This is a genomic window from Streptomyces sp. NPDC019443 (assembly GCF_044389785.1).
In the GTDB taxonomy this organism is placed as follows: Bacteria; Actinomycetota; Actinomycetes; order Streptomycetales; family Streptomycetaceae; genus Streptomyces.
In genome coordinates, this window is the sequence record NZ_JBIRYJ010000005.1 from 305,794 (window position 1) to 326,320 (window position 20,527).

Here is a 20,527-nt window from a genome sequence, read left to right on the forward strand (position 1 = left end):
CGTCTTTTTACGGCGCGATCAGTTGTGGCCGAAGCGCCGCTGGTGCTTACGGGCAACGTCCGCGGGGCTGCCCTGGGCCTGGGACTGGGGCTGCGCATGGGACTCGTATGCGGTCGACTTGGCCTGCTCGGCGCCGCGCTCCGCGGGCGGCGTACGGTCCTGTTGACCACCCTGCTTGCGATTCTTGTTCTTGGCCATGGTGATGCCTCCTGTGGGGATTCTCGGGGCCAGGGCCGCTGTCAGACTCACATATGCGATGAAGCGCCGCATTTTGGATCATTGCGGTGCGTAAAGGGCGCTTGTCGCGCCTGGACCAGGGTTCCGCCACGCCGATGATCGAGTTCCGGCCGTTAACCCTCCCGTGGTCGGGCAGACTCGAAGGAAACCCGGAACAATCCCCGATCCGGACCCTTCCCCGATCCCCAAGTTCCCGAAAGAGGGTGGAACGCGTGGACCGCTGCGTTGTCCTGGTGGACGCCGGATATCTGCTGGGCGCCGCCGCGAGTCTTCTCGCCGGGGAACCGGCGCGTTCCCGCATCACCGTCGACCACGCCGCCCTCATCCAGGGCCTGCGCGAACTCGCCGAGGCCGATACCGAGCGCCCGCTGCTGCGCATCTACTGGTTCGACGGCGCCCCCGACCGCGTACCGCAGCCCGAACACCGGCGGCTGCGCGTCATGCCGCGGGTGACGGTCCGGCTGGGCGCACTGACCCGCAGCGACGGCCGCTGGGCACAGAAGGGCGTGGATGCGGCCATGCACGCCGAGCTCACCGAGCTGGCCAGAAACCGCGCTTGCTCCGACGTCGTGCTGGTGACCGGCGACGGAGATCTGCTGCCCGGTCTGATGTCCGCCAAGGAGCACGGCGTCGCCGTCCACCTCTGGGCCGTGCAGGCCGCCGACGGTGACTACAACCAGTCCGAGGACCTGGTCGCCGAGGCGGACGAGCGACGGGTGCTCGACCGGGCCTGGATCACCCGGGCCGTACGGGCCAAGGAACTCACCGGCATCTGCGCCCCGCAGCCCGCACCCGGCCCCGAGATCGCCGCGATCCTCTCCGCGCCGCTGCCCGAGTCTGCGCTCGCCGCCTCGCAGGAGCGCGCCGCCGACGCCGTACGGAACGGCTCGCAGCCGGCCCCCACCGAGAACGGCGCCGAGCCGCTCCCCGCCCCTGCCGCGTCCAAGGGCGTACCCACCCCCAAGGACCTGGCGGGTCTGCGCGCCCCCGGCCAGCACCCCGCGCCGCATCCGGCGAGCGCCACCCTGCGCTGGTCCTCCGACAAGGGCTGGGTCGAGCGGGCCGGCGGCGGGGCGCTCGGCGAGCCGCCGGAGACCGCGTCCCTGCCGACGCTCGCCCAACTCACCAGCGCCGAGCAGCGCTGGGCCGACCGCGAGGAGGACATCACCACGGTCGGCGGCGACCCCTTCGAGGTCGGCCAGGTCTTCGCCCGGCGCTGGATGGAACGGCTGCCGGAGGCGGGCCATGTGCAGAAGCTGTCCACCATGTACCCGCGGATCCCGCACCGCATCGACGGCGAACTGCTGCGGTACGCCGCGCGCTTCGGGCTCCTGGCGCACAAGGACGACCAGATCGACGAGCACGACCGCTATGCGATCCGGGCCGGATTCTGGCGTGAGATCGACGTACGGGCCGCCGCGGAACACGCCCCCGCGGGGGAGTAGTCCGGCCGACCCCTTAGGCTCGTCCCTTGTGAGTACGGTGTGCGTGGCGCGGGAGCTGGTCAAGACGTACCCCGCCGCGCGCGGTCGCCGAGGCACCCCCGGGACGCCCGAGGTGCGTGCCACTGACGGGATTTCGCTGGTGGTGCGGCGCGGCGAGATCTTCGGTCTGCTCGGGCCCAACGGCGCCGGCAAGTCCACCCTCGTACGGCAGCTCACCGGGCTGATGCGCCCGGACGCCGGCAGCGTCGAGGTGCTGGGCCACGATCTTGTACGCCACCCGGAGCGGGCCTCCCGGCTCATCGGCTACCTCGGGCAGGAGTCCACCGCGCTCGACGAGCTGACCGTCGCGCTCGCCGCCGAGACGACCGGGCGACTGCGCGGGCTTTCCCTGCGGGACGCGCGGGCCGAGCGGGACGACGTACTGGAGGAGCTCGGGCTGACCGGGCTCGCCGCGCGCACCCTGAAGAAACTCTCCGGCGGACAGCGGCGGCTGGCCTGCTTCGCGGCAACGCTCGTGGGCGAGCGCCCGGTGCTGGTGCTGGACGAGCCGACCACCGGCATGGACCCCGTCGCGCGGCGCGCGGTCTGGGCCGCGGTCGACCGGCGGCGGGCGGAGAACGGCGCGACCGTCCTGCTCGTCACCCACAACGTCATCGAGGCCGAGACCGTACTCGACCGGGTTGCCGTGCTGGAACGGGGCCGCGTCATCGCCTGCGACACCCCGGCCGGGCTCAAGGAACGGGTCGCCGGCGAGGTGCGGGTCGAGCTGGTGTGGCGCGAGCGGGCGCCGCTGGACGTGCCCGAGGTCACCGCGCTGCGCGGGTCCGCGCAGGAGCAAGGGCGCCGTTGGGTGCTCAGGCTCGCGCCCGACGAGGCGCGGGCGGCGGTCGCGGCGGTGACGGGTGGCGCGGCATTCGCGGCGCTCGACGACTTCACCGTGGCCACGCCGAGCCTGGAGGACGTGTACTTGGCGCTCGGCGGGAACGCGACGAAGGGGCTGGTCAAGGCGTGAGCATCGTGCCCGCGGAGGCGGTGGCCGAACAGATCAGGGTGGCCGGCAGGGCAGCGGTGGTGGATGCCGCGCCGCTCGCGCCGCGCGCGCGGCTGCTGCCCTCGCTCGCCGCCGTGTACCGCGCGCAGCTGTCGCGGGCGCGGGTCGCCCGGATCCCGCTGCTCTTCGTCGCGACCTTCCAGTCGATCGGGATCATGGTCCTGATGCGCGGGGTCGTCGACGGGGGTGCGGAGGCGCGGGCCGTCGTCGCCGGGTCCAGCGTTCTCGTCGTCGCCTTCGTCGCGCTCAATCTCCTCGCCCAGTACTTCGGGCAGCTGCGGGCCAGCGGCGGCCTCGACCACTACGCCACGCTGCCGGTGCCGCCGGCAGCGGTGGTGCTCGGTGCGGCCGGTGCGTACGCCTCCTTCACCGTGCCCGGCACGGTCGTCACCGCCGTCGTCGGCAGCGTCCTTTTCCAGCTGCCGCTGACACATCTATGGGTGCTCGCCGCGGTCATCCCGCTGTCCGGCGCCGCCCTCGCCGGTCTTGGCGCGGCACTCGGTCTGCTCGCGCCGCGCCAGGAACTGGCCACGCTGCTCGGGCAGTTGGGTATGTCCGCGGCGCTGCTGCTCGGGGTGCTGCCGGCCGACAGGCTGCCCGGGCCGGTCTCGTACGCCCGCGATCTGCTGCCTTCCACCTACGGCGTCGAGGCCCTCGCGCGGACCTTCGACGCGCGTCCGGACTGGGCGGTCGTCGGGCTGGACCTCGCGGTCTGCGCCTTGGTGGGTGTCGTCTCGCTGACGGTCGCGACGTGGGCGTACCGGCGGGCGGCAGTCCGGTGAGGCACCGTCCCGACACGCCTGGCACGATGGCGGGGTGACCGCACCTCTGACTCCGCCTCACCAGCCTTCGCCGAACAATGACCCGTGGCAGTCGCCGCCGACCGGGCCGGGACCCTTGTACGCCAAGGGGGCGGAGGATGACCCGGACCTGACGACGGACCTGCGGGACGCGGCCGTGGTGCTGGTTGCTGTGACGATTCTGGGCGTGGCGCTGGGGCTCCTGTGGCTGTGGCTGGCGCCGCGGGTGCCGCTGATCTCGAACGACAAGGCGGTCTTCCTCAAGGACACGGAGGGAGAGGAAGCGGTGGGCGCGGACGGAACGTTCGTGCTGCTGGCACTCGCCTTCGGCGCGGTGAGCGCGGCGGCGGTCTTCTGGATCCGCAGGCGCGGGGGGATCGCGCTGGTGGTGGCGCTGGCGCTGGGCGGCCTGCTGGGGTCGCTGCTGGCGTGGGGGATCGGGGTGTGGTTCGGCCCGACGCATGATGTGGTCGCGCATGCGAGGGAGGTCGGCGAGGGGGTGACCTTCGACGCGTACCTGGAGCTGAGGGCGAAGGGGGCGGTGCTGGCGTGGCCGGTGGCGGCGATGGTGGTTCACCTGGCGCTGACGGCGCTGTTCGGCCCGCGGGATCCGGAGCCGGAGTGGCCGGCACCGGGGTACGGCCCGGACCCGGGCGGCCCTGACGCGGCCTGACGCCTGCGGCGGGCGTTCCCCTACCCTCCCCCTACGCCCTGGCGGGCGTGGGGGGACCCCCACTTCCCGAACTGGGGCTCCGCCCCAGACCCCGTAAGCCCTTCGGGCGTTGTCCTCAATCGCCGGACGGGCTTGATTTCCGCCGGTCGGCCTGAAGATTCAGGCCGACCGGGAAATTCAAGCCTCGTGGGGGGCCTCCCGGACGAAGTCCGGGGGAGTTTGAGGCGCGGGGCCCGGGGCGGAGCCCCGAAAGCGAGCCTTGTGGGGTCCCCCCGGGACGAAGTCCGGGGGAGCTTGAGGCGCGGTCCCGGACGCGAAATCCAGCCCCGTGGGGGTCCCCCCGGACGAAGTCTGGGGGAGTTTGAGGCGCGGGGGCCGGGGCGGGGCCCCGGGATCAGGCCGGGCGGCGGCCGTGGTTGGCCCTGTGCTTCCGGATGCGCCACTTACGCTTGCGGGTGCGTTTGGACATGGCGGGTCCTCTCCGCGTACGCGCTCCCCGACAGAGCGTTCCTACGGTCGTAGCCGAGGACGGCCCCGCCGTCGACCCCCTACGCGCGCCCGATCGGCGCCAGCACCGCCGACGTCAGCGCCGCCAGGTCCGCGGGGGCCAGTTCGACCTCCAGGCCGCGGCGGCCCGCCGAGACGCAGATCGTGGGGTGCACGGACGCGGACGCGTCCAGGACCGTGCGGAGGGGTTTGCGCTGGCCCAGCGGGGAGATGCCGCCGCGGACGTAGCCCGTCGTGCGTTCCGCCGCCGCCGGGTCGGCCATCGTCGCGCGTTTGGCGCCGACCGCCGCGGCCAGCGCCTTGAGGTCCAGCTGGCCCGCCACCGGGACGATCGCCACCGTCAGTTCACCGTCGACGTCCGCGACGAGGGTCTTGAAGACCCGGTCGGGGCAGACCCCGAGTGCCTGTGCCGCCTCCTCGCCGTACGAGGGCGACGCGGGGTCGTGGTCGTACGCGTGGACCGTGAAGGCCGTGCCCGCCGCGGTCAGGGCGACCGTCGCGGGCGTGCCGCCGGGCTTCTTGGGCTTCTTCGGCACCGCAGGAAACTCCTGTCAGTTGGGGCTCGTCGGCGCCCGGGTCAGATCGACCGCGGGCAGCGAAGGCAGGTGGCGGATCACCGCGGTCTCCGAGCGCAGCAGGGTGAGTTCCTCACGCAGCCGGGTCGCCGTGTCCGGAGCCTGCAACAGCCGCTGCTTCGCAGGGGTGTCCAGCACCGCCGCCGCGGCGACCAGGTACGAGACCACCGACGGCTCGTCCGGCAGATCCGCCCCCGTGGACAGTGACCGCTCCCGCGCGCCCGCCAGCCGCTTCTGGTAGCTGCGGAAGGCACGGAGCACGCCCTCGGCGAGGGTCCCCGCGCCGTCCCCCGACTCCTCCGGGATCTCCTCCAGTTCGGCAGTCAGATACGGGCCACTCGCGTCGACCGAGAGGAGCTTGACCCGGGTCGTGCCCGTCGCCAGCACCTCGAAGCTGCCGTCGTCGCGCTCGCGGATCGTCGCCGCGTCCGCGATGCAGCCCACCCGGTGGAAGGCCTGGATCGGGTCGTCGCCGAAGCCCGCCGCCGGGCCGCGCTCGGGCAGCGCGGTCGGGTCCGGCATGCCGGGCGCGGTCGGCGCCACCTCGCGGCCGTCGCGGATGGCGACCACCGCGAAGCGGCGCGGCTCGGACTCGTCCGTCTTCAGCAGCTCGCGCATCATGGCGCGATAACGCTCCTCGAACACGTTCAAGGGCAGGACGAGGCCCGGGAACAGCACCGAGTTCAGCGGGAAGAGGGGGAGGCGTGCGGTCACAACGGTCAAGCCTAATGGCCGAACGACCTGCTTCGTCCGCCCCGTCCACGCACTGGCATCGCCGAGGCGATCTCGATCCGTACACCGTCCCTCGCCTCGAGGAACTGACCCAGTGGATCGTCGGAGGCATAACTCCACGGAAATGACGTCGCGTACGGGCCGATCAGCCGGAACTGCTCCAGCGCCTCGGTCCACCGACCCCGCCCTACAAGCACGTACGCCAGCAGATTGCGCACCTCCGCGGGCCATGGATCCCCGGCCTGATAATCCGCTGAGAGCGTGATTGCGAGATCCGCCGCAGCGTCGATCCGGTCGTCCTGTACGGAGGTGGTGTCCCCGCTCAGCAGCTGCGCGAACGCCGCCCGCACCGGCAGCGCCTGCACCAGTGAGCCCGGCAGCGCGTCCGCCGCCGCCTGCTCGGCGAAGTCGAAGCACTCGCGGTGTGAGCCGTACCACTGCGCGGACAGGTACTGCAGGGCCGCGACATGACAGCCGTAGTGGTGCGGGGAGCGGCGTACGGCCTGCTCCCACAGCGACTCGAACGCCGTGTGCGTGGCATGCGTGCCGCGCGCGTGGTCGAGCGAGATCCGCCACGGCACCGGATCGTGACGATCGCCCTCCGCCGCCGCGTCGATCAGCGGACCGATCTCGCGCAGCCGCTCGGCCCTGGCCGGCGACTCCCAGGCCCTGCGGACCGCGAGCTCGGCCTTGACGACCAGTGCGTCGGGGTCGCGCGGCGCGGCGGCGAGCCAGGACGTGAGCCACTCGTCGCGGCTGTACGCGAACGTGGCGAGCCGCATCACGTACCGGTCGCGGTTCTCCCACTCGGCAGATTCACGCGTGGTCGCCAGCAGCTTGGCGGCCGGCTCGTAATCCCCGAGGGCAGCCGCGACCAGCGCCGGGCTCAGCCGCTCGTCGGGGGCGTCGAGCAGTACCGCCTCGTCGGGCGACAGGCCGTCGGCGAGCTGCGGCGTATGACGGATCATGCGCGCGGTGCGGATCAGGGCGCGGAGCAATGACATGGTGCGGACCATTGAAAACTGCAGGTAGGAGGCGCGCCAGAGGGCAGCTGTGAAGACTTCGTAGCGGCGGAATGGTTGTCCTGGCGAAAGCCAAGAGAGCGTAAAGAAAGTGACTCAGCCGCGCCGGAGAAGGCGGGACGCGCCCGCCGCGACCGTCGTCGCGAGGATCCAGCCGAGCAGGATCAGCGCGGCCGACGCCCACTGCCAGCGGCCGTCCAGCTGCCAGTAGCCGTCCTGGCCGAGATTGATCACCGGCAGCAGCAGATCCAGGGCGTAGAGCGCGGCGTTCCACCGCGGATGCTCATCGGGCTTGATCGGCGCCGGATGGATCTGGGAGAAGGCCACCGCGCCCGCCGCCCACAAAACCGCCATCCACAGGGCCGCCCGGCCCGGCCGGTAGCCGTACGCCACCGTCCAGTCCTGCAGATAGCCCCACAGCTTCGCGGCCAGCGGCAGAGTCTCCCGGCGGCGGCGCTGCTTGGCGAGCAGCACCTCGCGGGCGTCCGCGTCCTCACCGCTGTTGCGCAGGACGGTCGCCAGTCGTTCGTACGGCTCCGGGGAGTACTCCGGAGTCGCCGAGGCCACCCACTCCAGGCGGCGGCTGAGCGGGAACTCCTCGTACGGAACGAGATTCTCGTAGACGAAGCCGCCCATCGCGAGGCCGCCGGGCCCCGGCCAGCTCGCCGCCAGATCGATCAGCGTCACGATCTTCGCGCCGTTCAGCACGACGCGGCCCTCCTCCGGGCGCTGCGCGTTGAAGCGCAGCTCCGGAGTGGCGATCCGGCGCAGCGACAGCTCCTCGCGCGGGCTCAGCACGAACCGCGCATGGTGCAGATCGACCGCGTCGCCGAACCGGCCGTCGTCCAGCCGCACCCCGCCGTGACACTGGAAGGGCTGCAGCCGGGTGCCGCGCGCCGGGGTCGCGGAACCGCCGGTGCCGAACGGGGGCGTGGAGCCCTGGTTGCCCGTGGACTCGCTCACCCACGCGCCCGTCATATAGAGCGTCCGCTCCACGCTCAGCTGCGGTGCGTTCAGCGCGCGCCGCTCCCCGGCCGCGCGCAGCCGACTGCCGCGCAGGCTCAGAGAGACCCCCACCTTCGCGCCGCGCAGACTGAACTCGCCGTAGGTCTCGATCAGTTCGGCCTGTAAGTCCTGGGCGACCGACATCCCGTCGGCGGTGATCGCCCGGCCCCGGCGGTCCGGCCGGACATGGATCTGGTTGATCAGCAGATCGGTGCCTATCTGCGCGTCGGTGAGCCGGATGCCGTGCTCGATGCGGCAGCGCGGCAGATGCAGATCGCCCTCGGTACGCAGCCGGGCCGCCTCGATCCGAGGGATCGCACAGCCGACCATGCGCACGGTGGTGAAGTGCGCCTCGGGCATCAGCACTTCGCTCTCGAAGCGGCAGCCGTTCAGCTCGACGTACGGGGCGATGCTGCCACCCGCGAGTTTGAGGGTGCCGGTGATCTGGACCCCGCGGAGCTTCAGCGCGGCGACCCGGCCGGGCTGTGCGGTGGGACCGCTGAGCAGCAGCCGGGCGACGATGGACGCGCGGACGCTGCGCTCGGGGCCCCAGGGGCGTGGGGAGAAGGGATCGTTCAGCAGGGGATTCGGGTCGCTCAGGTCGTACGTACTTCCGTTCCGGAATGCGTTCCACATGTGGAGCTCGGTCGGGCTCAGTCCATTCGGAGGCCCGTCGTCCAGCGGCTCGGTCAATGCCGCTCCTCCGCTTCATTGGTTCGTACAGCTGTTCTTCCCGCTGAGTGACGGACTGAACGCTAGTGGTCATGAACAACTTCTGGGGCCGGTATCAGCCAGTGATACGGACGACCAGCAGCGGAATCCGGTCTGAGAGAATTGCTCTGTGATCTCTCGAATCGATCTGCGTGGCGACGCTCTCCCCGAGGGTGCCGCTCTGCGCGACCTGCTGCCCCGTGCCGAGTTCGACGTGGAAGCCGCCCTGGAGAAGGTGCGGCCCATCTGCGAGGACGTGCATCATCGCGGCACGGCGGCGCTGATCGACTACGCGGAGAAATTCGACGGTGTGAAGCTGGACCGGGTGCGAGTGCCCGCAGCGGCACTCGCCGACGCCCTGGAGCAGCTCGACCCCCAGGTCAGGGCCGCTCTGGAGGAGTCGATCCGGCGCGCCAGGATCGTGCACCGCGCGCAGCGCAGAGACGAGCACACCACCCAGGTCGTCCCCGGCGGCACCGTCACCGAGAAGTGGGTGCCGGTCGAGCGCGTCGGTCTGTACGCACCGGGCGGCCGCTCCGTCTACCCCTCCTCCGTGATCATGAACGTGGTGCCGGCGCAGGAGGCGGGCGTCGAATCCGTCGCGCTCGCGTCCCCGCCGCAGAAAGAGTTCGACGGGCTGCCGCACCCGACGATCCTGGCCGCCTGCGCGCTGCTCGGCGTCGACGAGGTGTACGCCGCGGGCGGCGCCCAGGCCGTCGCGATGTTCGCGTACGGCACCGAGGGACCTGACGGATGCGCTCCCGCGAACATGGTGACGGGCCCCGGCAATATCTGGGTCGCCGCCGCCAAGCGGTACTTCACCGGCCGCATCGGCATCGACACCGAGGCTGGCCCGACCGAGATCGCGATCCTCGCCGACTCGGCCGCCGACCCGGTGCACGTCGCCGCCGACCTGATCAGCCAGGCCGAGCACGACCCGATGGCCGCCGCCGTGCTGGTCACCGACTCCGTGGAGCTGGCGGACGCGGTCGAGAAGGAGCTCGAGCCGCAGGTCGCGGCCACCAAGCACATCGAGGACCGGATCGTCCCGGCGCTGAGCGGCAAGCAGTCCGCGATCGTCCTGGTCGACGGCGTCGAAGAAGGCCTGCGGGTCGTCAACGCGTACGGCGCCGAGCACCTGGAGATCCAGACCGCCGACGCCGCCGCGGTCGCCGCCCGGGTCCGCAACGCCGGCGCGATCTTCGTCGGCCCGTGGGCGCCCGTCTCGCTCGGTGACTACTGCGCGGGCTCCAACCACGTCCTGCCGACCGGTGGCTGCGCCTGCCACTCCTCGGGCCTGTCCGTCCAGTCCTTCCTGCGCGGCATCCACATCGTCGACTACACGCGCGACGCGCTCGCCGAGGTGACGCACCATGTCGTCACGCTCGCCGAGGCCGAGGACCTGCCCGCGCACGGTGCCGCCCTCAAGGCACGCTTCGGATGGAAGGTGCCTCAGCAGTGACCGGAATCGACGATCTGCCCATCCGCGACGAGCTTCGCGGCAAGTCCCCGTACGGGGCGCCCCAGCTCGACGTACCCGTACAGCTGAACACCAACGAGAACCCGTACCCGCTGCCCGAGCCGCTGGTCGAGCGGATCGCCGAGCGGGTCGCGGAGGCCGCGCGCGGCCTCAACCGCTACCCCGACCGGGACGCCGTCGAACTGCGCACCGAGCTCGCCCGCTACCTCACCCGTACGGCCGGGCACGAGGTGACCCTCGCCAACGTCTGGGCCGCCAACGGCTCCAACGAGGTCATCCAGCAGCTGCTCCAGACCTTCGGCGGCCCCGGCCGCAGCGCCATCGGCTTCGAGCCCTCGTACTCGATGCACGGACTCATCTCGCGCGGCACCGGCACCCACTGGATCTCGGGACCGCGCCGCGACGACTTCACGATCGACCTCGACGCGGCAGGCGAGGCCATCGCCGAGCACCGGCCGGACGTCGTCTTCATCACCTCGCCCAACAACCCGACGGGCACCGCGGTCCAGGCCGAAACCGTCCTCGCGCTGTACGAGGCGGCCCAGGCTGCCAAGCCCTCGCTGGTCGTGGTCGACGAGGCGTACGTCGAATTCAGCCACCGCCCCTCGCTGCTGCCGCTGATCGAGGGCCGGCCGAACCTCGTGGTCTCGCGCACCATGTCCAAGGCCTTCGGCGCGGCCGGACTGCGCCTGGGCTATCTGGCCGCGCACCCCGCCGTGGTCGACGCCGTCCAGCTGGTGCGCCTGCCGTACCACCTGTCGGCCGTCACCCAGGCCACCGCGCTGGCCGCGCTGGAGCACACCGATACGCTGCTCGGGTATGTCGAGCAGCTGAAGCGTGAGCGGGACCGGCTGGTCACCGAGCTGCGTGCGATCGGCTGGGAGGTCACCGAATCGGACGCAAACTTCGTCCAGTTCGGCCGCTTCCCCGACAGCCATGAGGCCTGGCGGAAGATCCTCGACCGGGGCGTCCTGGTCCGTGACAACGGAGTGCCCGGGTGGCTGCGGGTCACCGCCGGCACCCCAGAAGAGAACGACGCGTTTCTCGACGCGGTTCGTGAACTGAAGAAGGAGTACGACGCATGAGCCGCGTTGGCCGTGTCGAACGCACCACCAAGGAGACGTCAGTCGTCGTCGAGATCGACCTCGACGGCCACGGAAAGGTCGACGTGTCGACCGGGGTCGGCTTCTACGACCACATGCTCGACCAGCTCGGCCGCCACGGCCTGTTCGACCTCACCGTGAAGACCGAGGGCGATCTGCACATCGACTCGCACCACACCATCGAGGACACCGCCCTCGCGCTCGGCGCCGCCTTCAAGCAGGCGCTGGGCGACAAGGTGGGGATCTATCGATTCGGCAACTGCACCGTGCCCCTGGACGAGTCCCTCGCCCAGGTCACCGTGGACCTCTCGGGCCGCCCGTACCTCGTGCACACCGAGCCCGAGAACATGGCGCCCATGATCGGCTCGTACGACACGACCATGACCCGGCACATCTTCGAGTCCTTCGTCGCCCAGGCCCAGATCGCGCTGCACATCAACGTCCCGTACGGGCGAAACGCGCACCACATCGTGGAGTGCCAGTTCAAGGCGCTGGCCCGCGCTCTGCGGTACGCATCCGAGCGCGACCCGCGCGCGGTGGGCATCCTCCCCTCCACGAAGGGCGCACTGTGAGCGACGCACGCGCGGCCGCCGGGTCGCAGGCGACAGCGATAGTGGCACCTCTGCGCCGCGCGGGCGGAGAAGCGAACGAGAAGGGCGCGGTGAGCGACGCACGCGCGGCCGCCGGGTCGCAGGCGACAGCGATAGTGGCACCTCTGCGCCGCGCGGGCGGAGATGGGGGCACCCCCAGGCCGAAGGCTCTGGGGGAGAACCAGAAGGGCGCAGCAACTCCATGACCGGCCTCTCCACCGTTCTCATCGTCGTCGGGCTCTTCCTCGCCGGCGGTGTGTACTCCTTCTCCAAGCAGAAGATGCCCAAGGGCCTGATCGTGCTTCTCACCGTCGCTTCCGTGATGTGCCTGGTCGCCGGCGTCCTGCGGATTCAGGGGGTCTGGGAATGAGCACTCCGAAGAAAGTCGTCGTCTTCGACTACGGATTCGGCAATGTCCGCTCCGCCGAGCGGGCGCTGGCCCGCGTCGGCGCGGACGTCGAGATCACCCGTGACTTCGACACGGCCATGAACGCCGACGGGCTCCTCGTCCCCGGCGTCGGCGCCTTCTCCGCCTGCATGGAAGGCCTCAAGAAGGCCCGCGGCGAGTGGATCGTCGGCCGTCGGCTCTCCGGCGGCCGCCCGGTCATGGGCATCTGCGTCGGCATGCAGATCCTCTTCGCGCGCGGCATCGAGCACGGCGTGGAGAGCGAGGGCCTCGACGAATGGCCCGGCACGGTCGGCCCGCTGAAGGCCCCGATCGTTCCCCACATGGGCTGGAACACCGTCGAAGCGCCGGCCGACAGCAAGCTCTTCGCCGGAGTCGACGCCGATGCCCGGTTCTACTTCGTGCACTCCTACGCCGTGCACGAGTGGAGCCTGGAAGTCACCAACCCCGCCATCCGCGCGCCCCAGGTCACCTGGGCCACGCACGGCGAGCGCTTTGTCGCAGCCGTCGAGAACGGCGCGCTGTGGGCGACCCAGTTCCACCCCGAGAAGTCCGGCGACGCCGGCGCCCAGCTGCTGACCAACTGGATTGAGACGCTGTAATGCCGAAGCTTGAACTCCTCCCCGCCGTCGACGTCCGCGACGGCCAGGCCGTCCGCCTTGTGCACGGTGAGTCCGGTACGGAGACGTCGTACGGCTCTCCGCTGGAGGCCGCCCTGACCTGGCAGCGCGCGGGCGCCGAGTGGCTGCACCTGGTCGACCTGGACGCGGCCTTCGGCACCGGCGACAACCGGGCGCTGATCGCCGAGGTCGCCGACGCGATGGACATCAAGGTCGAGCTCTCCGGCGGTATCCGCGACGACGCCTCGCTCGCGGCCGCGCTGGCCACCGGCTGCACCCGGGTCAACCTGGGGACGGCCGCGCTGGAGACCCCCGAGTGGGTCGCCAAGGTCATCGCCGAGCACGGCGACAAGATCGCGGTCGGCCTGGACGTACGTGGCACGACGCTGCGCGGCCGCGGCTGGACCCGCGACGGCGGCGACCTCTACGAGACGCTCGCCCGGCTCGACTCCGAGGGCTGCGCCCGCTATGTCGTCACCGACATCGCCAAGGACGGCACCCTCCAGGGCCCCAACCTGGAGCTGCTGAAGAACGTCTGCGCGGCCACCGACAAGCCGGTCGTCGCCTCCGGTGGCGTCTCCTCGCTCGACGATCTGCGCGCGATCGCCTCGCTGGTGCCCGAGGGCGTCGAGGGCGCGATCGTCGGCAAGGCGCTGTACGCGAAGGCGTTCACCCTCGAAGAGGCACTCGCGGCGGTGTCGGCATGACCGATTCAGGCTCTGATTCCGTACGGCGAATCGGCTCGGACGGGCCGTGGGAGGAGGCCTTCGGCTACTCCCGCGCCGTCCAGCTGCCGAACGGCCTGGTCCTGGTCTCCGGCTGCACCTCGGTCGTGGGCGGCCAGATCGCCGCGGGCGGTCCGTACGAGCAGGCGATGACCGCTTTCGGTGTCGCCCTCGACGCGCTGAAGGAGCTCGGCCTCGGCCGGGAAGACGTGGTGCGTACGCGGATGTACATCACGCACGCCCGGGACGTGGACGAGGTCGGCCGCGCCCACAAGGAACTGTTCGGCGAGGTCCGTCCGGCCGCGTCGATGCTCATCGTCTCCGGCTTCGTCGACCCGAGCCTGGTCGTCGAGGTAGAGGTCGAGGCCTACCGAGGAGGTGCCGAATGACCCTCGCGGTCCGAGTCATCCCTTGCCTGGACGTGGACAACGGCCGGGTCGTCAAGGGAGTCAACTTCCAGAATCTGCGCGACGCGGGCGACCCCGTCGAGATGGCCAAGCTGTACGACGCCGAGGGCGCCGACGAGCTGACCTTCCTCGACATCACGGCCTCGTCCGGCAACCGTGAGACGACGTACGACGTGGTGCGCCGCACCGCCGAGCAGGTCTTCATCCCGCTGACCGTGGGCGGCGGTGTGCGCAGCGCCGACGACGTGGACAAGCTGCTGCGCGCCGGCGCGGACAAGGTGGGCGTGAACACCGCCGCGATCGCCCGCCCCGAACTGATCCGCGAGATCGCGGAACGCTTCGGCCGCCAGGTACTGGTGCTGTCGGTCGACGCGCGGCGTACTGCCGATGGCTCCTTCGAGGTCACCACGCACGGCGGCCGCAAGGGCACCGGCCTCGACGCCGTCGAATGGGCGCACCGGGCCGCCGAGTTGGGCGCGGGCGAGATCCTGCTCAACTCGATGGACGCCGACGGCACGAAGGACGGCTACGACCTCGAGATGATCGCGGCGGTCCGTAAGCACGTGTCCGTCCCGGTCATCGCGAGCGGCGGCGCGGGCAAGTCGGCGGACTTCCCCCCGGCCGTCGCGGCGGGCGCGGACGCGGTGCTGGCGGCCTCCGTGTTCCACTTCGGCGACCTGCGTATCTCCCAGGTCAAGGACGCCCTGCGGGAGGCGGGGCACCCCGTCCGCTGACATCGAGGACCTGACTGGCAACGAGGACCTGACGCCGGCAACGAGGACCTGGCGGGGTCCACCGGCTCCGGCGCGGCACCGCTGCCGTCGGCCGTACGGGTGACCGGGTGACCTACATCCCGAACGCCTCGGCCTCGTGCAGCCGCGCGATCGCGTCCTTGTCGCCCTCCAGCTCCACCCGCGCCACGTCCTGCCGTCCGAAGGCGAACATCGTCAGCTCACCCGGCTCCCCGGTCACCGTCACCACGGGGGTGCCGCGGTGGGCGACCGCCGTCTGCCCGTCCGTACGCCGCAGCACGAGCCCGACCGGCGCCTTGCGGCCCAGCAGCCTGGCCGCCTTCTCGAGGCGCGACCACAGGGCGTTCTCGAAAACCCGGTCCAGATCGCGCGGCGTCCAGTCCGGCTGGGCCCGCCGCACATCCTCGGTGTGCACATAGAACTCGACGGTGTTGGCCGCCTCGTCGAGCTGCTTGATCCCGTACGGAGACATCCGCGGCGGTCCCGTACGGATCAGCTGGATCAGCTCCTCGTACGGCTTCGATGCGAACTCCGCCTGGACCCGTTCCAGCCGGTCCTTGAGCGCGCCGATCAGGATCCCGCCCGCCGCGTCCATCCGCCGCTCCCGCACCACCACATGGGCGGCCAGATCGCGGGTCTTCCAGCCTTCGCACAGGGTCGGAGCCTCGGGGCCCGCCGTCTCCAACAGATCGGCGAGCAGAAGTCGTTCACGCTTGGCATGGGTCGACATGTCCGCCAGCCTACGGCGGCCGCACCGGGTCCGCCCAGTGGACGCACCGCCCGCCACCCCCGCCGGGCACGGCACAATGGCCATATGACCAGCAGTGTCCCCGCCAGCTCCCTCGATCCCGCCGTCGCCGCCCGCCTCAGGCGCAGCGCCGACGGCCTGGTTCCGGCCATCGCCCAGCAGTACGACACCGGTGAGGTGCTGATGCTCGGGTGGATGGACGACGAGGCCCTGCACCGCACCCTGACCACCGGCCGCTGCACCTACTGGTCCCGCAGCCGCCAGGAGTACTGGGTCAAGGGCGACACATCCGGCCACGTCCAGTACGTCAAGTCCGTCGCGCTGGACTGCGACGCCGACGCGGTCCTCGTCAAGGTCGACCAGGTCGGAGCCGCCTGCCACACCGGGGCCCGCACCTGCTTCGACGCCGACGTGCTCCCGCTGGACCAGTAGGGTCGGGCGCCATGGATCTCGACACCTTCCGCAAGCTCGCCGCCGACCGCCGTGTCATCCCCGTCAGCCGTAAGCTCCTCGCCGACGGCGACACCCCGGTCGGGCTCTACCGCAAGCTCGCCGGCGAGCGCGAAGGCACCTTCCTCCTGGAGTCCGCCGAGAACGGCCGCTCCTGGTCCCGGTACTCCTTCATCGGCGTACGCTCCGACGCGACCCTCACTGAACGTGACGGCCACGTGCACTGGCTCGGCACCCCGCCGGTCGGCATCCCGGTCCACGGCGACCCCCTGCAGGCCCTGCGCGCCACCGTCGAGGCGCTGCACACTCCGCGCGACCTCGCTTCCGGAATGCCGCCCTTCACCGGCGGCATGGTCGGCTATCTCGGGTACGACATCGTCCGCAGGCTGGAGAAGATCGGCCCCGGCGAGCGCGACGACCTGAAGCTCCCCGAGCTGACCATGCTGCTCACCTCCGACCTCGCCGTGCTCGACCACTGGGACGGCACCGTCCTGCTGATCGCCAACGCGATCAACCACAACGACCTCGACACCGGCGTCGACGAGGCCTACGCCGACGCCGTCGCGCGCCTGGACGCCATGGAGGCCGACCTCACACGGCCGCTGGCCTCCGCGCCCGCCGTGCTGCCGCCCTCCGAGCTGCCGGAGTTCTCCGCGTTGTGGGGCGGCGAGGACTATCAGGACGCCGTCGAGGACATCAAGGAGCGCATCCGGGCCGGCGAGGCCTTTCAGGTCGTGCCCTCCCAGCGGTTCGAAACCCCTTGTACGGCAAGCGCGTTGGACGTCTACCGCGTGCTGCGGGCCACCAACCCCAGCCCGTACATGTACCTCTTCCGCTTCGACGGCTTCGATGTCGTCGGCTCCAGCCCCGAGGCGCTCGTCAAGGTCGAGGACGGGCACGCCATGGTCCACCCCATCGCCGGGACCCGGCCGCGCGGAGCGACCCCGCAGGAGGACCAGGCGCTCGCCGACGAGCTGATGGCCGACCCCAAGGAGCGCGCCGAGCACCTGATGCTGGTCGACCTCGGCCGCAACGACCTGGGCCGGGTCTGCGAGCCCGGCAGCGTCGAGGTCGTCGACTTCATGTCGATCGAGCGGTACTCCCACGTCATGCACATCGTCTCGACGGTGACCGGCCAGGTCGCCGAGGGCCGTACCGCCTTCGACGTGCTGACCGCCTGCTTCCCCGCCGGCACCCTCTCCGGCGCCCCCAAGCCGCGCGCGATGCAGATCATCGACGAGCTGGAGCCCTCGCGGCGCGGACTGTACGGCGGCTGCGTCGGCTATCTCGACTTCGCCGGTGACTCCGACACCGCGATCGCCATCCGCACCGCGCTGCTGCGCGGCGGCACGGCGTTCGTGCAGGCCGGAGCGGGGGTCGTGGCCGACTCGGACCCGGTCGCCGAGGACACCGAGTGCCGCAACAAGGCGGCCGCGGTGCTCCGCGCCGTGCACACCGCGAACCGCCTCAACAGCTGACTGGGCGGTAAGGGATAGTGGGGTATGTGAGCGCTGTACCCGTACCCCAGCCCCGCGCCGGATCGGCATCCGCCACCGGCAGCCGCCGCAGTCTTGCCGCGGCCCTGTTCCTCGGCGCCGTCGGCGCGACCGTCGTACTGCTCGCCGCCGGCCAGGTCTGGGCCGAGGGCAGGGCGGCCGTCGGCGGCGGCACGCTGCCGCTCGACGCCCAAGGCAGCGATGTCACCGGTGTCCCCACGGCGCTCGCCATCGTCGGCCTGGCCGCCCTCGTCGCCGTCTTCGCGGTCCGCAGCGCGGGCCGGCTGCTCGTCTCCGCACTGCTCGCGCTGAGCGGGGCCGGCGCGGCGCTCGCCGCCTTCCTCGGGGCCTCCGACAGCGCGGCCCTCGACGAGAGGGCGGCGAAGACCACCGGCGACGCGGCCGCCACGGTCGAGGCGCTCACCCACACCGCCTGGCCCTACGTGACCGTGGCCGGCAGCCTGCTGATCCTGCTCGCGGGCCTGCTCGCGCTGCGGTACGGCAAGCAGTGGCCCACGATGTCAGGCCGGTACGAGCGCGACGGCACCCCCCGGCCGCGCAAGGCCCCGGTCGTGGACCCGGACCGGCCCGAGGATCTGTGGAAGGCCCTGGACCGCGGCGAGGACCCGACGCGGGAAGCGTGAGACACCCCACGTCATCGCATGCCACGGCGTACGGGACAATATGAGGTGAGCGTCCGGCTCACCACAGCGCAACAGGTCACCCCAGAGCATCAGTAACGAGGAGCAAACTCATGGCGGGCAGCAGCCACGGACACACCCCGGCCGCCTGGACCGGTGTCACCATCGCCTTCATCGGCTTCTGTGTCGCAGGCGTCTTCATGGTGGCGGCCAATCCGCTCGGCTTCTGGGCCGGAGTGGCCGTGATCATCCTCGGTGGCGTCGTCGGCCTGGCCATGAAGGCCGCCGGGCTCGGTATGCCGAAGGAGTCGGAGGCCCACGTGCGGGCGAGGTCGCAGGCGGGCCAGACGCAGGTCGCCACGGCGCAGCCCGCCACGGCGCAGGCGTCCTCCTGACGCTGCCGTACGGATCCACGCTGCGAGGCGCAGCCCAGCGTTGCCGGGCTGCGCCTCTCCGTATGCCTTTTTCCGTATGCGCCTTTGCGTAGCAACGGCGACAATCACGGGGTGGACGCCATGCCTTCCTCCGCCGCACCCGCCCGTGAGCCCGGCCCTGCCCCGCTCGCACGGCGACTGGCGACTCCCCTGGCCACCCTCGCAGGGGTCGCCGCGGCTTTCGCGTACGTCGGCACGGTCGATCCCAACGAACCGGGCCACTACCCGGTCTGCCCGCTGCTCCGCTTCACCGGGATCTTCTGCCCGGGCTGTGGCGGGCTGCGCAGTGCCCACGCCTTCATCCACGGCGATCTGACCACCGCGCTCGGGGCCAATGCCCTGGCCGTCGCGGGCTACGGAATCTTCGCCGTAGTGTGGGTGGTGTGGCTGATTCACGCCGTACGGGGCGTGCCCCTGCGGATCGCGGTCGCGCCGGCGTGGTGGTGGTCGCTCGGTGGTGTTCTGCTGGTATTCAGCGTGATCCGCAACCTGCCGTTCGGCTCGGCGCTCGCGCCGTGACTGTGCGGGGTCCGGGGGGTGACCCGGACCCGCAAAGTCCCAGGTAGTGGGACGGGCGTCAACCGGATGCGAGGCCCGGGCCCTCCTGCGGATACCATCGACATGGCTGATCCTGATCCATCTGAACCGTCCCGGAAGGGGGCCGCTCGCGTGAGTGTGCTCGACGAGATCATTGAAGGCGTGCGCGCCGACCTCGCAGAGCGGCAGGCGCGTGTGAGCCTCGACGAGCTGAAGGAGCGCGCCGCCAACGCTCCTGCGGCCAAGGACGGCATCGCCGCGCTGCGTGGCGAGGGCGTCCATGTGATCTGTGAGGTCAAGCGCTCCAGCCCGTCGAAGGGCGCGCTGGCCGCGATCGCCGACCCGGCCGGGCTCGCCGCCGATTACGAGGCGGGCGGCGCGGCCGTCATCTCCGTACTGACCGAGCAGCGCCGCTTCGGCGGCTCGCTCGCCGACCTCGAAGCCGTCCGCGCCAGGGTGGACATCCCGGTGCTGCGCAAGGACTTCATCGTCACCGCGTACCAGCTGTGGGAGGCCAGGGCGTACGGCGCCGACCTCGTCCTGCTGATCGTCGGAGCGCTGGAGCAGGAGGCCCTGGTCTCGCTGATCGAGCGCGCCGAGTCGATCGGGCTCACCCCGCTGGTCGAGGTGCACGACGAGGACGAGGTCGAGCGCGCGGTGGAGGCCGGAGCGAAGATCATCGGCGTCAACGCCCGCGATCTGAAGACGCTGCAGGTCGACCGATCGACGTTCGAGCGGGTCGCCCCCGAGATTCCGGCGCACATCGTCAAGATCGCCGAATCCGGTGTGCGCGGTCCGCACGACCTGATCGCCTACGCGAACGCTGGCGCCGACGCGGTGCTGGTCGGCGAGTCCCTGGTCACCGGCCGCGACCCGAAGTCGGCAGTCGCCGACCTGGTCGCCGCGGGCGCGCACCCGGCCCTGCGTCACGGGCGGAGCTGACCTTCCCCATGACCGCCGTCGGCCTTGTGGCCCCGCAGTACCGGACGCCGTCGCGTCCGGCGGCGGGCGACGTGTGCAGGACGGTCACGGCTCCCCGCGGCGCGGCGCTCGCCGCCGCGCGTGACCCGTACGCGCGGCTGGCCCGAGGCTGCAAGCCCCGCGGCTGCCGGGCCCCGGCCCGCCGGGTACACGGCCGCCGGGTGCGGTATGTCATCGGCTCCGAGCCGGGCCAGGTCAACGGCATGCGATGGCGCGCGGTCCGCGCGTGCGACTGCCACTAGGCGGTCCCGGGCGGGTGCTTTCCCCACCCCGCCCCTTCCCGAACTGGGGCTCCGCCCCAGACCCCGGTACGCCCTTCTGGGGGTCCCCCCACGCCCTCCGGGCGTAGGGGGAGTGTCCTCAATCTCCCCCAGACTTCGTCCGGGGGGACCCCCACGG

Annotated in this window: 25 protein-coding genes; 19 read left to right on the forward strand and 6 right to left on the reverse strand. The window is 71.5% G+C overall.

Annotation, left to right across the window (positions count from 1 at the left end):
• Window positions 1-18: 18 nt before the first annotated feature.
• Window positions 19-198 carry a hypothetical protein gene (locus ACH492_RS18705; protein ID WP_398987853.1) on the reverse strand — a complete coding sequence of 60 codons (180 nt, stop codon included), beginning with the start codon at window positions 196-198 and terminating at the stop codon, window positions 19-21.
• 242 nt (window positions 199-440) lie between these two features.
• Here ACH492_RS18705 and ACH492_RS18710 point away from each other — a divergent pair, with 242 nt between their 5' ends.
• From ACH492_RS18710 to ACH492_RS18725, 4 genes are read left to right on the forward strand one after another with little or no spacing between them, the layout of a single operon-like run.
• Entirely contained in the window at window positions 441-1,682 is a 1,242-nt protein-coding gene (locus tag ACH492_RS18710; RefSeq protein WP_398987855.1) for an NYN domain-containing protein, read from the forward strand.
• Between the two features lie 37 nt (window positions 1,683-1,719).
• Window positions 1,720-2,694 carry an ABC transporter ATP-binding protein gene (locus ACH492_RS18715; RefSeq protein ID WP_398988370.1) on the forward strand — a complete coding sequence of 325 codons (975 nt, stop codon included), beginning with the start codon at window positions 1,720-1,722 and terminating at the stop codon, window positions 2,692-2,694.
• A complete protein-coding gene (locus ACH492_RS18720; RefSeq protein WP_398987857.1) occupies window positions 2,691-3,515 on the forward strand; it encodes an ABC transporter permease in 825 nt (274 codons plus the stop codon). Before ACH492_RS18715 ends, ACH492_RS18720 begins: the two co-directional genes overlap by 4 nt.
• A gap of 34 nt (window positions 3,516-3,549) precedes the next feature.
• Complete coding sequence (locus tag ACH492_RS18725; protein WP_398987859.1) at window positions 3,550-4,206, forward strand: ABC transporter permease; 657 nt, start codon at window positions 3,550-3,552, stop codon at window positions 4,204-4,206.
• A gap of 548 nt (window positions 4,207-4,754) precedes the next feature.
• On the opposite strand, the gene ybaK is transcribed toward ACH492_RS18725, so the two are convergent.
• The 4 genes from ybaK to ACH492_RS18745 all read right to left on the reverse strand — a co-directional run bounded on the left by ybaK (window position 4,755) and on the right by ACH492_RS18745 (window position 8,740).
• Entirely contained in the window at window positions 4,755-5,249 is a 495-nt protein-coding gene (gene ybaK, locus ACH492_RS18730) for a Cys-tRNA(Pro) deacylase (protein WP_398987861.1), read from the reverse strand.
• A gap of 15 nt (window positions 5,250-5,264) precedes the next feature.
• Window positions 5,265-6,011, reverse strand: coding sequence for an LON peptidase substrate-binding domain-containing protein (locus tag ACH492_RS18735; protein WP_398987863.1), 747 nt, complete (start codon window positions 6,009-6,011; stop codon window positions 5,265-5,267).
• A 2-nt stretch (window positions 6,012-6,013) separates the two neighbouring features.
• On the reverse strand, window positions 6,014-7,036 hold the full coding sequence (locus ACH492_RS18740) for a hypothetical protein (RefSeq protein ID WP_398987865.1): 1,023 nt from the start codon (window positions 7,034-7,036) through the stop codon (window positions 6,014-6,016).
• Window positions 7,037-7,138: 102 nt separating this feature from the next.
• A complete protein-coding gene (locus ACH492_RS18745; protein ID WP_398987867.1) occupies window positions 7,139-8,740 on the reverse strand; it encodes an oxidoreductase in 1,602 nt (533 codons plus the stop codon).
• 148 nt (window positions 8,741-8,888) lie between these two features.
• Here ACH492_RS18745 and hisD point away from each other — a divergent pair, with 148 nt between their 5' ends.
• From hisD to hisF, 8 genes are all read left to right on the forward strand, one after another.
• Window positions 8,889-10,220: a histidinol dehydrogenase gene (hisD, locus tag ACH492_RS18750; RefSeq protein WP_398987869.1), complete on the forward strand. Its 1,332-nt coding sequence runs from the start codon at window positions 8,889-8,891 to the stop codon at window positions 10,218-10,220.
• Window positions 10,199-11,323 carry a histidinol-phosphate transaminase gene (locus tag ACH492_RS18755; RefSeq protein WP_398987870.1) on the forward strand — a complete coding sequence of 375 codons (1,125 nt, stop codon included), beginning with the start codon at window positions 10,199-10,201 and terminating at the stop codon, window positions 11,321-11,323. Before hisD ends, ACH492_RS18755 begins: the two co-directional genes overlap by 22 nt.
• Window positions 11,320-11,913: an imidazoleglycerol-phosphate dehydratase HisB gene (hisB, locus tag ACH492_RS18760; RefSeq protein ID WP_307664069.1), complete on the forward strand. Its 594-nt coding sequence runs from the start codon at window positions 11,320-11,322 to the stop codon at window positions 11,911-11,913. Before ACH492_RS18755 ends, hisB begins: the two co-directional genes overlap by 4 nt.
• Before the next feature lie 220 nt (window positions 11,914-12,133).
• The gene (locus ACH492_RS18765) at window positions 12,134-12,301 is read left to right on the forward strand and encodes a hypothetical protein (RefSeq protein WP_398987873.1); all 168 of its coding nucleotides are present in this window, start codon (window positions 12,134-12,136) and stop codon (window positions 12,299-12,301) included.
• Window positions 12,298-12,939 carry an imidazole glycerol phosphate synthase subunit HisH gene (hisH, locus tag ACH492_RS18770; RefSeq protein WP_398987874.1) on the forward strand — a complete coding sequence of 214 codons (642 nt, stop codon included), beginning with the start codon at window positions 12,298-12,300 and terminating at the stop codon, window positions 12,937-12,939. Before ACH492_RS18765 ends, hisH begins: the two co-directional genes overlap by 4 nt.
• Window positions 12,939-13,664 carry a bifunctional 1-(5-phosphoribosyl)-5-((5-phosphoribosylamino)methylideneamino)imidazole-4-carboxamide isomerase/phosphoribosylanthranilate isomerase PriA gene (priA, locus tag ACH492_RS18775; protein ID WP_398987876.1) on the forward strand — a complete coding sequence of 242 codons (726 nt, stop codon included), beginning with the start codon at window positions 12,939-12,941 and terminating at the stop codon, window positions 13,662-13,664. The genes hisH and priA overlap by 1 nt, the downstream gene beginning before the upstream one ends.
• Window positions 13,661-14,071 carry a RidA family protein gene (locus ACH492_RS18780; RefSeq protein ID WP_398987878.1) on the forward strand — a complete coding sequence of 137 codons (411 nt, stop codon included), beginning with the start codon at window positions 13,661-13,663 and terminating at the stop codon, window positions 14,069-14,071. The genes priA and ACH492_RS18780 overlap by 4 nt, the downstream gene beginning before the upstream one ends.
• Complete coding sequence (gene hisF, locus ACH492_RS18785; RefSeq protein WP_398987880.1) at window positions 14,068-14,823, forward strand: imidazole glycerol phosphate synthase subunit HisF; 756 nt, start codon at window positions 14,068-14,070, stop codon at window positions 14,821-14,823. Before ACH492_RS18780 ends, hisF begins: the two co-directional genes overlap by 4 nt.
• A gap of 112 nt (window positions 14,824-14,935) precedes the next feature.
• On the opposite strand, the gene ACH492_RS18790 is transcribed toward hisF, so the two are convergent.
• Window positions 14,936-15,571, reverse strand: coding sequence for a TIGR03085 family metal-binding protein (locus ACH492_RS18790; protein WP_398987882.1), 636 nt, complete (start codon window positions 15,569-15,571; stop codon window positions 14,936-14,938).
• A gap of 84 nt (window positions 15,572-15,655) precedes the next feature.
• Between ACH492_RS18790 and hisI the strand changes: the two genes are divergently transcribed.
• The 7 genes from hisI (at window position 15,656) to trpM (ending at window position 20,370) form a co-directional block, all read left to right on the forward strand.
• Window positions 15,656-16,021, forward strand: coding sequence for a phosphoribosyl-AMP cyclohydrolase (gene hisI / locus ACH492_RS18795; protein WP_398987884.1), 366 nt, complete (start codon window positions 15,656-15,658; stop codon window positions 16,019-16,021).
• An 11-nt stretch (window positions 16,022-16,032) separates the two neighbouring features.
• On the forward strand, window positions 16,033-17,517 hold the full coding sequence (locus ACH492_RS18800) for an anthranilate synthase component I (protein ID WP_398987886.1): 1,485 nt from the start codon (window positions 16,033-16,035) through the stop codon (window positions 17,515-17,517).
• 17 nt (window positions 17,518-17,534) lie between these two features.
• Entirely contained in the window at window positions 17,535-18,179 is a 645-nt protein-coding gene (locus ACH492_RS18805) for a TIGR02234 family membrane protein (protein WP_398987888.1), read from the forward strand.
• Window positions 18,180-18,289: 110 nt separating this feature from the next.
• Window positions 18,290-18,571, forward strand: coding sequence for an HGxxPAAW family protein (locus ACH492_RS18810; RefSeq protein WP_398987890.1), 282 nt, complete (start codon window positions 18,290-18,292; stop codon window positions 18,569-18,571).
• 120 nt (window positions 18,572-18,691) lie between these two features.
• A complete protein-coding gene (locus ACH492_RS18815) occupies window positions 18,692-19,129 on the forward strand; it encodes a DUF2752 domain-containing protein (protein WP_398988372.1) in 438 nt (145 codons plus the stop codon).
• 150 nt (window positions 19,130-19,279) lie between these two features.
• Window positions 19,280-20,089: an indole-3-glycerol phosphate synthase TrpC gene (trpC, locus tag ACH492_RS18820; protein WP_398987892.1), complete on the forward strand. Its 810-nt coding sequence runs from the start codon at window positions 19,280-19,282 to the stop codon at window positions 20,087-20,089.
• Between the two features lie 8 nt (window positions 20,090-20,097).
• Window positions 20,098-20,370, forward strand: coding sequence for a tryptophan biosynthesis modulator TrpM (gene trpM / locus ACH492_RS18825; protein WP_398987893.1), 273 nt, complete (start codon window positions 20,098-20,100; stop codon window positions 20,368-20,370).
• Window positions 20,371-20,527 lie beyond the last annotated feature (157 nt).